The following is a 13,001-nucleotide window of genomic DNA, read 5'->3' as shown; positions in this document are numbered from 1 at the left end:
GATGATGAAGATTTTAAAAAGAGCAGCTCTTCCTCTTTTGCTCCTTTTTGTTTTTCTATTTGAAAATATGTTTGCTACTATTGTTCCAACAGAGGTTTTTTGGAAAGACAGTATAGCATCACCTCATTTCTTTATCATTGTGTTATGTTTTATTACTGTGTACTATAGTCCGGTCCAAGGGATTTATTACGGACTATTATTTGGTTTCTTATTTGATACCGTATACACGGAACTTGTTGGTATATATATTTTTGCGTATCCGATTTTAGTTTATTTAGTTTATAGTGTGATGAAGGTACTACAATTGAATTTATTTATTGTTACTTCTATCGTACTAGCTAGCATAGTAGCATTAGAGTATTATGTGTATGGATTTTTAACTTTGTTAGGACGTACTCATATGTCGGCGTATGTCTTTTTCACAGATCGTCTCCTGTCTACTTTATTGCTAAATGCAATTTTCTTATTGATAGTTTGTTTCCCACTGAGACGATATTTAGTGCGTCTTTCAAAAGCGATGGAAGAAAAAGAAAAAAGGATTTTCTAATTTTATGTCGAATTGAATCGGTGGGGTGAACTTTAGTGGAAGAAAAAAAGCAACAAAATGTAACAATAAAAGGGACAAAAGACGGAATAACCCTTCATTTAGATGATTGTTGTTCATTCTCTGAATTATTGAAGGAATTGGATGAAAAGCTTTCTACACATTACTATGATGGTGATGGACGCTCTTTAATTGAAGTGCATGTGAAAGTGGGAAACCGTTATTTAACAGAAGTCCAACAAGAAGAGATTCGTACGTTAATTCGTAATAAAAAGAATCTCGTTGTGGATTCGATCGAAAGTGATGTTATAACGAAAGAGGAAGCAATAGCTTGGAAAGAAGAAACAGAAATCGTCCCTATTTCCAAAATTGTTCGCTCTGGACAAGTTTTACATGTAAAAGGAAATTTATTGTTAATTGGTGATGTTAATCCAGGCGGAACGGTTATCGCTGGGGGGAATATTTTTGTCGTAGGATCATTAAGAGGAATTGCACATGCGGGGTATTATGGGGATTCAGATGCTGTAATCGCTGCATCTGTTATGAACCCGATGCAACTTCGAATTAGTGATGTGGCAATGCGGGCTCCGGAAGAGAAAGAAGACGGAGCGGAGGCGGCAGAATGTGCGTATATTAATGAGAACAATCACATTGTTGTCGATCGACTGCAACTTCTCACTCATCTTAGACCTAATTTAACAAAGTTAGAAAGGGGAATTGTATAGCTGTGGGAGAGGCAATAGTAATTACATCTGGAAAAGGCGGTGTAGGTAAAACTACAACGTCTGCGAACATTGGGACAGCCCTAGCGTTATCTGGAAAGAAAGTGTGCTTAATTGACACAGATATCGGTCTTCGAAACTTAGACGTAGTAATGGGGCTGGAAAATCGTATTGTATTTGATCTTGTTGATGTCGTTGAAGGGCGTTGCCGTTTACCTCAGGCTCTTATTAAAGATAAACGTTTTGATGATCTTTATTTATTACCTGCAGCACAAACGAGTGATAAATCAGCGGTAACACCTGAACAAATGGATGAATTAATACAAGTATTACGTCAAGATTATGATTACATATTAATTGATTGTCCTGCGGGGATTGAGCAGGGATTTAAAAACGCGGTAGCTGGTGCGGATAAAGCAATTGTTGTTACGACGCCAGAAGTATCCTCAATGCGCGATGCGGATCGTATTATCGGGCTTTTAGAAAAAGAGGATATTGAACCACCGAAACTTGTTATTAATCGTGTGCGTAGTCATATGCTTCATGAACAGGATATGTTAGATGTTGATGAAATCGTACGTACATTGTCAATCGAGCTTCTTGGTGTTGTCGAAGATGATGATGAAGTTATTCGTGCTACAAATACAGGTGAGCCTGTAGCGTTGCAACCGAGCGGAAAAGCAGCGTTAGCTTATCGTAATATTGCAAGACGTTTGTTGGGTGAGAATGTCCCATTACAAGCATTTGAACAAGAAAAGGTATCGGTATTTACAAAGGTGAAAAACTTCTTTGGAATCCGTTAAAAGCACTTCGCATATTTGCGGAGTGCTTTCTTTTTTCTTCACACGAATATCTTCCATACCTAGCTCATACATATGTACAAACTGTATACAACTGTTTCTATGTACATTAGCTTAACGAAAGAAAGGAGACAGTATGAAGAATAGACGTGTAGAAGAAATTAAAAAACGGATTGCGAAGAGGAAGGCAGAGCAAGAAAGGATGGAGGAAGAGCAGTATTTTGCTGGAGGGAATTTTGATAGTGAAACAGTATTTATTGAAGATGGAGAAAAGGAAATTCATCCTTTATTTCGAAAAGAAGTGTTTTTCTTCAAAGTATTGTTATCAGCAATATTAGTTCTTTCTGTCGCTATTTTATATAAGAATGCACCTTCTTCTTTTGACGGTGCGAAAGCTGTTACAGAAAAAGTGATGAAAGAAGAATTTCAATTTGCTACTGTAGCGAAATGGTACGAAAAACAGTTTGGAAAACCTCTCGTGTTCTATTCGCCTAATGAGAAAAAAGAAGGGACCATTCAGCAAAAAGATTATGCCATTCCTGCTTCCGGAAAGGTGATGCAAGGGTTTCAAAAAAATGGCCAAGGTGTATTTGTTCAAACAGCTACAAATGCAACTGTTGAGTCAGTGAATGAGGGGCTAGTTGTTTTTGCGGGCAAAAAAGAGGAACTTGGTAATACAGTTCAAATTCAGCATGCAGATGGTACGGAGTCATGGTATGCAAATTTAAATGATATGTCAGTGAAATTATATGATTATGTTTCAAAGAAACAAAAAATTGGAACAGTGAATAATGATGCGAATAATAAAAATGGTAAGTTTTATTTCGCAATAAAAAAGGACGAAAAATTTATTGATCCGATTCAGGTGATTTCATTTGATTAAATATAGAGATGTTTTAACAAAGATTTCAGTACATCCGTTGTTTTGGGTTATTATTGTCATTGGTATTTTCACGGCACGTTTTAAAGAGTTACTACTGTTATTTTGTATCGTTCTCATCCATGAACTTGGGCATGCTTTTGCAGCGGCACACTATAATTGGCGTATTAAGAAGATTCAACTTTTGCCGTTTGGTGGTGTGGCTGAGCTTGAGGAACATGGGAATAAATCATTGAAAGAGGAACTAGTTGTTGTAATTGCAGGACCTATTCAACATATTTGGATGATGGCGGTAGGCTATATGTTGTTTGAAGCTGGTTGGCTTCATGCGGAATTATATTATTTCTTTATGTGGAATAATATAATTATTTTAGCGTTTAATTTACTACCTATTTGGCCTCTTGATGGTGGAAAAGTATTGTTTAACGTACTATCATATCGTTTTCCTTATTTACAAGCACATGAAAAGATGATGAAATTATCATGTGTTTTTTTTAGTGTCATACTAGGATGGCAGTTACTTTGGAATAGTAACAATATTATGATGTGGGTACTACTCATATTTTTAGCGGTGTCGTTATATCAAGAATGGAAGCAAAGACGGTATGCCTTTATGCGTTTTTTATTAGAACGTTATTATGGGAACAAAAGAGGAATTGAAAAGATTGCACCGATTGAGGTGCAATCAGAAGATCATTTATATAAGATATTCACAAAATTTCGTAGAGGCTATAAGCATTCTATTATCGTCCGCGGAAAATATAAAGAACATTACACATTGGATGAAAATGAATTGCTTTATGCGTATTTTACTGAAAAACGAACAACTTCATCTGTTGAAGAATTAATCGGTTAGTGTTGACGTTAGCACTAACCTTTTATTATTGTAAAAGCAAAGAAGATTATAAAGTGAGGAAAGTATTTTGAAAACGTTATATATGAACTACGCTGGATCGGAAAAACGCGTTGCAATTGAAGAGAATAAGAAAATTGTTGAGTTTTTATGGAAACGAAATGAAGAACAAGAGATTGTTGGGCATATTTATGTTGGACGTATCGTAAGAACGATTGCTGGAATGAACGCAGCTTTTGTAAATATCGGTTTAGAAAAACATGCGTATCTTTCGTACGATGATGTACCATCTTCTTATCGAATACATGAAGGACAAGCGGTACTCGTACAAGTTGTGAAAGAGGCAATTGATACGAAAGGGCCAAAATTGACAGCGAACATAGAATTTACCGGGAAATATGTCGTTTATATGCCATATGATGAAATGCGCGCGGTTTCTCGGAAAATAAAAAACAATAAAAGAAGGCAACAACTACTCCAAATTGAAGTGGAAGGGACAGGAGGTTATATTTTCCGCTCTGCTTCTGAAAAAGGAGAAATTGAAGAAATACAAGCTGAAATGCAAAGGTTACAGCAGTTATATGAAGAGTTAAAAAGAAAAGAGGGCCAAGGAAAGGCACCGTTACTACTTCATCGACCGGCGACTTTTTTAGATCGTGTATTTCAAGAGAATCCGATTGAAACGATTGAAAAAGTAATTGTAGATACAAGAAGTATAGTAAAAGAGTTAGAAGAAAAAGTTGGTAAAGAGAAAGTGTCCTTTTATAATGAAAAATCTTCAATGTTTAACCATTTTGGAATAGAGCGTGAAATTGAGAAAGCACTTCAAAAAATTGTGTGGCTCCCGAATGGCGCTTATTTAATTGTGGAGCAAATGGAGACGATGACTGTAATTGATGTGAATACGGGTAAGTTTACTGGAAAACAGAATTTACAAGATACAGTCCTTCGTACAAATGAAGTGGCAGCTGAAGAGATAGCGCGTCAATTAAGACTGCGTGATATTGGTGGTATGATATTAATTGACTTTATTAATATGAAAAGAAGAGAAGATAAAGAAAAAATAAGAGAATGTCTCATCGCTGCTATGCAACATGATCGTACATATACAAGGGTGCTTGGGTTTACAGAGTTAGGGATTTTAGAGATGACGCGTAAACGTAAAAAACATTCTTTACGTGACGTATTACTTGAAGAGTGTGCACCGTGTAAAGCGACAGGGTATGTGATGTCATATGAAACGATTGCGTATGAGCTAGAGAGAGAGCTAATTACATATGGAAATATAGAAGATGAGGCGGTATTAATCTCTGCACCTAAAGAACTGCAAAAACAATTTTTGCAAAAAGAATTACAAAAAAATATTCCATTTGAAATTTATTTCAAAGATGATATGATCGAAAAGTACGCTATTATCCGTTTTGGAAGTAAAAAAGAAATTATAGAACGGAAAAAATAGTTATTAGAACTTTCATTGACAATAGTCTATGATTCATGATAACATCTTTATGTTATAGTTTATAGCACCTAAACGGCTATATGCTACAACCGCACAAGACAGGTTCCTTAAAGGCATTTATGTCTACCTCGTTTTTGGCGAGTCTTAGTAATTAAGAGGAGGTGCAAGTATGTACGCAATTATCGAAACAGGTGGAAAACAAATCAAAGTTGAAGCTGGTCAAGAAATCTACATTGAAAAATTAGATGTTGAAGCTGGTGAAACTGTTACTTTTGACAAAGTTCTTTTCGTTGGTGGCGAAAACGTGAAAGTTGGTAGCCCAGTTGTAGAAGGTGCAACAGTTACTGCGAAAGTTGAAAAACACGGTCGCGCTAAGAAAATCATCGTTTTCAAATACAAAGCGAAAAAGAACAATCGTAAGAAACAAGGTCATCGTCAACCTTACACTAAGCTAGTTGTTGAAGCTATCAACGCTTAATTCTGGTTAACATGATTAAAATTACGATAAGTCGCACGAAATTAGGAAGTATCCAATCATTTAAAATGACTGGACATGCCGATTATGCGCCACATGGACAAGATCTTGTCTGTGCTGGAACTACAGCGGTTGTGTTTGGTTCCATAAATGCTGTGGAAGAACTTTGTAATGTGCAGGCAACTATTGAACTCGGAAGTGATGGTGGATTCTTAACGTATGAATTGCCTAATGATTTAGACGTTCATACAGCAGAAAAAGCACAGATACTTTTAGAAGGATTGGTTGTTTCGCTTAAGACGATCGAACTTGATTACGGAAAGTATATCCGTTTAATAGAAAAAGTGCAGGAGGTGTAACGTATGTTAAGATTAGATCTTCAGTTTTTCGCATCTAAGAAAGGTGTAGGTAGTACAAAGAACGGTCGTGACTCTCAGTCAAAACGTCTTGGTGCTAAACGCGCAGATGGTCAAACGGTTACAGGTGGTTCAATTCTTTACCGTCAACGCGGTACAAAAATTTATCCAGGTGTTAACGTTGGTCGTGGTGGCGATGACACTTTATACGCGAAAGTTGACGGCGTAGTACGCTTCGAGCGTCTTGGCCGTGACCGCAAACAAGTGAGCGTATATCCTGTTGCTCAAGAAGCATAAGAACTCACGGAAAACTCTAACCTGAGTGCAGGTTAGAGTTTTTCTATATTAAGGAGTATCTAAATGAATAAAAAATGGACAATTATAGATGCATTGCGCCATTCAAGACATGATTGGCTCAATCGTATGCAGATGGTGAAAGGAAACCTTTCCCTTGGAAAAGTGGAAGAAATTCATAGTCTCATCGATCGTTTTGTCCAAGAAGCGAGACAAGAATCCAATCTGATGGGGCTATCAATGCCTTTATTTTCAGAGTGGATTTTAACATATAATTGGAAACAGCAGCCGTGCTTATTGGAGTACGAAGTATTAGGGAATTTACATAACTTATCTCACTTAGATGAGACTGTATGTACATGGACGAATCAATTTTTCTCAATGCTTCAGCATAGTTTAGACGTATATGTTGAAAATTATGTTTGTATCACAATTGAATGTGACGCGGAGAATGCTCGTTTCTTTTTTGATTTTCGTGGTAAGCTAACGAGTGTAGAAGAACTACAGAATTGGCTTGCGAACCAAAACAATAAATGGTATTCCATTTCTTATACAGTAAGAGACGAAGAAGTCTCAGTTATATTACAACCAATTGAAAAAAGTGTGGTGAAATAATGTTTGTAGATCAGGTCAAGATATATGTAAAAGGCGGCGACGGTGGTAACGGAATGGTTGCGTATCGTCGTGAGAAGTATGTTCCAAAAGGTGGTCCAGCAGGTGGCGACGGTGGTAAAGGTGCAGATGTTGTTTTCGTTGTTGAAGAAGGCTTACGTACATTAATGGACTTCCGCTACCAACGTCATTTCAAAGCTGATCGTGGTCAGCACGGAATGAGTAAAGGGCAGCACGGTCGTAAAGCTGAAGATTTAATCGTTAAAGTTCCGCCAGGAACGGTAGTAAAAGATGAAAAAACAGGTCAAATTCTTGCGGATTTAGTAACACATGGACAAACAGCTGTAATTGCAAAAGGTGGCCGCGGTGGCCGTGGTAACTCACGTTTCGCAACAGCTACGAACCCAGCGCCAGAAATTGCTGAGAATGGGGAACCAGGTCAAGAACGTGATGTCATTCTAGAACTTAAAGTACTAGCAGACGTTGGACTTGTTGGATTCCCAAGTGTAGGTAAATCTACATTATTATCTGTCGTATCATCAGCACGTCCGAAAATTGCAGAGTATCACTTTACAACAATCGTTCCAAACCTTGGTGTTGTTGAAACAGGTGATAACCGCAGCTTCGTTATGGCTGACCTTCCTGGACTAATTGAAGGCGCACATGCCGGCGTTGGACTTGGTCATCAATTCCTGCGTCATATTGAGCGTACACGTGTAATCGTGCATGTAATTGATATGTCTGGTTTAGAAGGCCGTGATCCATATGAAGATTACGTAACGATTAATAATGAATTAAAAGAATACAATCTTCGCTTAACGGAGCGTCCACAAGTTGTTGTTGCAAACAAAATGGATATGCCAGATGCAGAAGAAAACTTACAAGCATTTAAAGAGAAAGTGGGAGACGAAGTAAAAATCTTCCCAATCTCAGCTGTAACGAAACAAGGTGTTCGTGATTTACTATTTGAAGTAGCGAACTTATTAGAAACAACACCTGAATTCCCAATACATGAAGTTGCGGATGAGTCTGATACAAGTGTAATGTACAAACTTGAGACTGAAGGTGTTAAATTTGACATTACACGTGAAAGTGATGGCACGTTTGTTATCTCTGGTTACGATATCGAGAAAACATTCAAGATGACAGACTTCTCACGTGATGAATCTGTACGTCGTTTCGCTCGCCAAATGCGCGGAATGGGTATTGATGAAGCGCTTCGTGCACGTGGTGCAAAAGACGGAGATATTGTAAAAATTCTTGAATATGAATTTGAATTTATCGACTAAGACTGCCGAAATATGGCAGTCTTTTTTATATCGTAAAAGTCTGATTTATACAGGAAAAAATCCCCACTAATTAAATTTTCAATTTATAATAGAAAAAGAAGTGGTTTTATAAGAACTTTTTATGGGGAGAAAGTGAACATGTATAAAATATTAATTGTAGAAGACGATGAAAAAATCGCGGGGATATTAGAGGAGCATTTAGAAAGGTATGGCTATCAGTCATTTCGAGCAAGTGATTTACGACATATAAAAGATGAGTTTGTAAAAGTAAATCCACATCTCGTGTTACTTGATATTAATTTACCGTATTTTGATGGTTTCTATTGGTGTCGTCAAATCCGCACTGTATCGAATGCACCAATTATTTTTGTTTCTGCAAGAACGGGGGAAATGGATCAAGTAATGGCAATTGAAAATGGCGGAGATGATTACATTACGAAGCCATTCCATTTAGACATTGTAATGGCTAAGGTAAAAAGTGCACTTCGTCGTGGGTATGGTGAATATGCTTCCACGGCAGAAAGCGATTGTTTAGGTGTAAATGGACTGTTGTTATTCCCATCTCAGCACGTTGTTGAGTGGCAAGGGCAACAAACAGAACTGACAAAAAATGAATTTTACTTATTAGAGTGTTTAATGAAACAAGCAGATCAATATGTAACGCGCGAAGAATTGTTAGAAGCCCTCTGGGATGAGGTAGCTTTTGTTGATGATAATACATTAACCGTAAATGTAAAACGTGTAAGAAAGAAACTAGAGGAGCTAGGCATTAAAAATGCAATTGTAACGAAACGTGGATACGGTTATGCGCTTCTTACAGAGTGGGGAGAAGGCCATGAAGGTTAAAGATTACCTCATGGACCGCTTTTCTTTAATTCTTTCTTACATTGTTAGCCTCTGTTTATTTGGGCTCGTTTTGCAGTTGCAAAGTCTTTTAGAAAAGCGATCTATTGATTGGAATACGTGGTTATACGGACTTTTATTAGGGACAGTTGTTTTTACTGTATATCTCATTTACGATTACCGAAAACGGAGTGTGTTTTTAAAGAGGATTGAAAAGTATGTTACTGGCGGAAATACATTACATGATTCCTTACTTATTGATACTTCTTATACGGCAGAGCAAGAGATGGTCGTTGAATCGTTTACGCTATTAAGACAGCAATATATGAATGAAGTTCATAAACAACATGCAAAAGAACAACAGCAAATGATATTTATGAACCAATGGATTCATCAAATGAAAACACCGGTATCTGTTATTGAGTTACTATTACAGAAGTTTGGTAAAGAGCATCGTGAAGCAAGGGCAACAGTTGAAAGTATTCGTGAAGAAAATAATCGCATACTAAATGGTTTAGATTTAGCGTTACATATGGCAAGGTTAGAACAGTTTGCGAAAGATTATAAAGTAGAAGTAGTAAATGTGATAGATATTATTAGAGGTATTATTAATGAAAATAGAAAGTCTTTCATTCAATCGTCTGTATTTCCGAAAGTGATGTTTGAGGAAGATACTTGTATGGTTGCCTCTGATAGAAAATGGCTCAGTATTGCTATAGGACAAATTGTTGTAAATGCAATTAAGTATACAAAAATTTCGGAAGCAGAGAAAAAGGAAATTCAATTTCAAATTGAAGAGAAAGATCAAAAGGTGTTATTACATATTAAGGACAATGGAATCGGTATTCCAGAGCAAGATGTAAAGCGTATATTTGATCCATTCTTTACAGGGGTAAATGGCCGGAAAACGAGAGAAGCGACTGGAATGGGTTTATATATTACGAAGGAAATTTGTGATAATTTACATCACGGTATGTATGTGCAATCGGCTGAAGGGGAAGGGACAACATTCACGTTCCAATTTGCAAAAGATGAAGAATATCATACATTAATGAGAAAAATGACAAAACTGTAAGATAACAAAACGTTTTGTAAGGGAAATCACTCGTTTCTTTTTCTTATTTTTCTTATAGTAAATGTAAGAAGAAAACACATAGGGGGATTAGAAATGAGTGTTCTTGAAGTAAAAGGATTAACGAAGGTGTACCAATCGAAAGGTTCAGTAGCAACGACTGCTTTAAATGATATAAATTTTAAAATAGAAGAAGGCGAATTTGTAGGGATTATGGGTCCTTCAGGGAGCGGAAAAACAACGCTTTTAAATTTATTAGCAACAATTGATAAGCAAACTTCAGGTCATGTGCTTGTAAATGGGGAAGAAATTAATCAAATGCGTGCTGCAAAATTAGCGGAGTTTCGCCGTACACATTTAGGATTCATTTTCCAAGATTTTAACTTACTTGATACGTTATCGATTAAAGAAAATATCATTTTACCACTTGTAATGGCGAAGAAATCTGTAAATGAAATCGATGCAAAAGTGCTTGAGATTGCAAAGTTTTTAAATATCGAGGGCATTTTAAATAAAAAGGTATATGAAGTATCAGGTGGCCAACAACAACGTGCAGCAGCTGCGAGAGCGATCATTCATGAACCGACGCTAATTTTAGCAGATGAGCCAACAGGAAATTTAGATTCTAAGTCGGCAAAATCATTAATGAGCGCGTTGCAAGACTTACATGAACAAAAGAAAGTGACAATTGCAATGGTAACGCATGATCCAGTAGCGGCGAGTTATTGCGAACGTATTCTTTTCATTCGCGATGGAGAGATTTTCTCAGAAATTCATAAAGGAAGAACGAAGCAAGCCTTTTTCCAAGAAATTCTGGACGTACTTGCGATGCTAGGAGGAGAATATCATGAACTTTCGCCAGCTCGCGCTTAATAATGTAAAAGGAAATTGGCGTAATTATAAAGCGTTTCTTATAAGTAGTTGTTTATCGATAGTCGTATTTTTCATGTATGCTTCCTTCATTTATCATCCAGATGTTGTAGGCGGTAATATTAGTATGAGGGAGATGATTTCAAAAGGGTTAGAATCGATGAATTATATTGTCGTCATCTTCTCGGCACTCTTTATTTTATATGCAAATTCAACGTTTTTACGAGCAAGAAAAAAAGAGTTTGGTCTACTAACATTAATAGGCGGAACGAAATCGCAGCTCGGCCGAATGATTATATTAGAGCAACTGATGTTAGGTAGTATTGCAATTGTAGTTGGTATTGGGGTCGGAATGCTTTGCTCAAAACTATTTTTCCAAGCACTGAGTGTATTACTAAAAATTGATAAAACACTACCGCTCGTATGGAATAGTAAAGCAGTTCTTATTACAGCTGGTGTGTACTTTATTCTCTTTTTAATCCTATCATTGTTTAGTGTTTGGACAGTAGGGCGCTTGCAAATTATTGATTTATTAAGAGAAGCAAGAAAGCAAAAAGTAGAGCCTTTTGCATTTACATGGTTATGCATAGTTGGTATAGGATGTATTATTGCTGCATATGTTCTTTGTTTCCAAGTAACCATTATGAATTTTATTATATATTTCTTACCAATTGTAGGATTGACCATTGGCGGAACGTATTTACTATTTACACAAGGAAGTACAGTTGTATTAAAAGCATTGCAAAAACGAAAACAATCTTTTTATACATACCCAAATATGTTCGTACTTAGCAATCTTATTTATAAAATGAAGGATAATGCTCGTTTTTTATTTGTAATTTCTATCATTACGGCGGTAGTATCTTCAGCAGTAGGTACACTGTACGTATATTTTGAAAATATGAGTGCGAAAACGATAGAGCTTACGCCACATGCTATTTCATATGAGGAAAAGGGATTAAATACGCATAGCCTTATTAATGAAGAAAAAGTACAAGAGATTGTAAAAAGAAATGGGTTTGAAGATGCACGAAAAGTAACCTATGTAAAACTACCTGCAACACAGAAAATAATGTTGTTTAACAGTGAACGTGAAGTACCAATGGCGATTATTTCAGAAAAAGAATATAACGCGGAAGTGCGTAAACAAAAGAAAGAGCAAATTACAGAGGTTCATAATGCACCAGGTAGCGCGACGATGGTTATGGTTGATGCAGCAAATGAACTTATGAAAATAGATCGTACGAAACCGTATGAATTTAAGATTAACGGACAAAAGCAGTCTGTTCAATTAAACGAGCCAACGTCATATTCTGTTTTTAACGATAGCGAATATCTTATTGTGAATGATCAAGACTTTGAGAAATATGCAAAGCTTGTACCAGATGAAGAAAAGACGAAATATTATGGTTATTATATTGAAGATTGGAAAAGCACCGAAGATCTTGTGCTAGATTTGAAAAAGGAAATTGCACCAGAAAAGCAAGGGGAATTGAGAAATTCAGTGTTTGCGTATAAGGCTATAAGAGAAGGTGGTGCAATTACAATGTTCATCGGTTTCTTTGTAGCTGTACTATTCTTCTTCTTCGCTTGTAGTATGACATACTTTAAATGGTTTAACGATAAAGAACAAGATCGTATTCAATTTAAATCGTTAAAGAGAATCGGTATGACAGATAAAGAAATTCGTAAAATTGCAATTCGACAAATGGGCGTTATCTTCTTTATCCCAATTGTCATCGGCGCTATTCATAGTGGATTTGCTCTTCATACGTTAGGAAAAATGCTTTATCTCGATTTATGGAAATCAGGTGCGCTTGTAATTGGAGCATACATTTTAGCTTCTGCGATTTACTTTATGATCGCGCAAAGAGGATATTTAAAACACGTAAAAAGCTAGGGGAACCTCTAGCTTTTTGCCTATGTAGTAAG

15 protein-coding genes and 1 other annotated feature are annotated in these 13,001 nt (G+C 36.5%); all 15 genes read left to right on the top strand.

Annotated features, from left to right (window positions below):
- Nucleotide 1: 1 nt before the first annotated feature.
- Nucleotides 2–547, top strand: coding sequence for a rod shape-determining protein MreD (gene mreD, locus ACTFR9_RS14670; protein WP_046198099.1), 546 nt, complete (start codon nt 2–4; stop codon nt 545–547).
- 35 nt (nt 548–582) lie between these two features.
- Nucleotides 583–1,269 carry a septum site-determining protein MinC gene (minC, locus tag ACTFR9_RS14665; protein ID WP_000391517.1) on the top strand — a complete coding sequence of 229 codons (687 nt, stop codon included), beginning with the start codon at nt 583–585 and terminating at the stop codon, nt 1,267–1,269.
- Nucleotides 1,270–1,271: 2 nt separating this feature from the next.
- Nucleotides 1,272–2,069: a septum site-determining protein MinD gene (gene minD, locus ACTFR9_RS14660; RefSeq protein ID WP_000503311.1), complete on the top strand. Its 798-nt coding sequence runs from the start codon at nt 1,272–1,274 to the stop codon at nt 2,067–2,069.
- Between the two features lie 133 nt (nt 2,070–2,202).
- Nucleotides 2,203–2,949 carry a stage IV sporulation protein SpoIVFA gene (spoIVFA, locus tag ACTFR9_RS14655; RefSeq protein ID WP_001973734.1) on the top strand — a complete coding sequence of 249 codons (747 nt, stop codon included), beginning with the start codon at nt 2,203–2,205 and terminating at the stop codon, nt 2,947–2,949.
- Nucleotides 2,942–3,802, top strand: coding sequence for a stage IV sporulation intramembrane metalloprotease SpoIVFB (gene spoIVFB, locus ACTFR9_RS14650; RefSeq protein WP_000599049.1), 861 nt, complete (start codon nt 2,942–2,944; stop codon nt 3,800–3,802). Before spoIVFA ends, spoIVFB begins: the two co-directional genes overlap by 8 nt.
- A 67-nt stretch (nt 3,803–3,869) precedes the next feature.
- Nucleotides 3,870–5,258 (top strand): Rne/Rng family ribonuclease, encoded by a 1,389-nt coding sequence (locus tag ACTFR9_RS14645; RefSeq protein ID WP_000855455.1) that lies wholly within the window; start codon nt 3,870–3,872, stop codon nt 5,256–5,258.
- Nucleotides 5,259–5,335: 77 nt separating this feature from the next.
- Nucleotides 5,336–5,413 (top strand) — a sequence feature (ribosomal protein L21 leader region).
- 14 nt (nt 5,414–5,427) lie between these two features.
- Nucleotides 5,428–5,736 (top strand): 50S ribosomal protein L21, encoded by a 309-nt coding sequence (gene rplU, locus ACTFR9_RS14640; RefSeq protein ID WP_000270908.1) that lies wholly within the window; start codon nt 5,428–5,430, stop codon nt 5,734–5,736.
- An 11-nt stretch (nt 5,737–5,747) separates the two neighbouring features.
- On the top strand, nt 5,748–6,092 hold the full coding sequence (locus ACTFR9_RS14635; protein ID WP_001993153.1) for a ribosomal-processing cysteine protease Prp: 345 nt from the start codon (nt 5,748–5,750) through the stop codon (nt 6,090–6,092).
- 3 nt (nt 6,093–6,095) lie between these two features.
- On the top strand, nt 6,096–6,386 hold the full coding sequence (gene rpmA, locus ACTFR9_RS14630) for a 50S ribosomal protein L27 (protein ID WP_000944958.1): 291 nt from the start codon (nt 6,096–6,098) through the stop codon (nt 6,384–6,386).
- A 63-nt stretch (nt 6,387–6,449) separates the two neighbouring features.
- Nucleotides 6,450–6,998 (top strand): sporulation initiation phosphotransferase B, encoded by a 549-nt coding sequence (locus ACTFR9_RS14625; RefSeq protein WP_001037006.1) that lies wholly within the window; start codon nt 6,450–6,452, stop codon nt 6,996–6,998.
- Nucleotides 6,998–8,284, top strand: a complete 1,287-nt coding sequence (gene obgE / locus ACTFR9_RS14620; RefSeq protein WP_000497115.1) for a GTPase ObgE — start codon at nt 6,998–7,000, stop codon at nt 8,282–8,284. Before ACTFR9_RS14625 ends, obgE begins: the two co-directional genes overlap by 1 nt.
- Nucleotides 8,285–8,422: 138 nt before the next feature.
- Entirely contained in the window at nt 8,423–9,130 is a 708-nt protein-coding gene (locus ACTFR9_RS14615; RefSeq protein ID WP_000276718.1) for a response regulator transcription factor, read from the top strand.
- Nucleotides 9,120–10,202, top strand: coding sequence for a HAMP domain-containing histidine kinase (locus tag ACTFR9_RS14610; RefSeq protein WP_000864967.1), 1,083 nt, complete (start codon nt 9,120–9,122; stop codon nt 10,200–10,202). The genes ACTFR9_RS14615 and ACTFR9_RS14610 overlap by 11 nt, the downstream gene beginning before the upstream one ends.
- 93 nt (nt 10,203–10,295) lie before the next feature.
- Nucleotides 10,296–11,072 (top strand): ABC transporter ATP-binding protein, encoded by a 777-nt coding sequence (locus tag ACTFR9_RS14605; protein ID WP_000114533.1) that lies wholly within the window; start codon nt 10,296–10,298, stop codon nt 11,070–11,072.
- A complete protein-coding gene (locus ACTFR9_RS14600; protein WP_001011383.1) occupies nt 11,047–12,969 on the top strand; it encodes an ABC transporter permease in 1,923 nt (640 codons plus the stop codon). Before ACTFR9_RS14605 ends, ACTFR9_RS14600 begins: the two co-directional genes overlap by 26 nt.
- Nucleotides 12,970–13,001 lie beyond the last annotated feature (32 nt).

This window comes from Bacillus cereus group sp. MYBK222-1, from assembly GCF_051916425.1.
Classification (GTDB): domain Bacteria; phylum Bacillota; class Bacilli; order Bacillales; family Bacillaceae_G; genus Bacillus_A; species Bacillus_A paranthracis.
The sequence above is the reverse complement of the archived record's forward strand: the minus strand, read 5'-3'. Positions and strand labels throughout refer to the sequence as shown.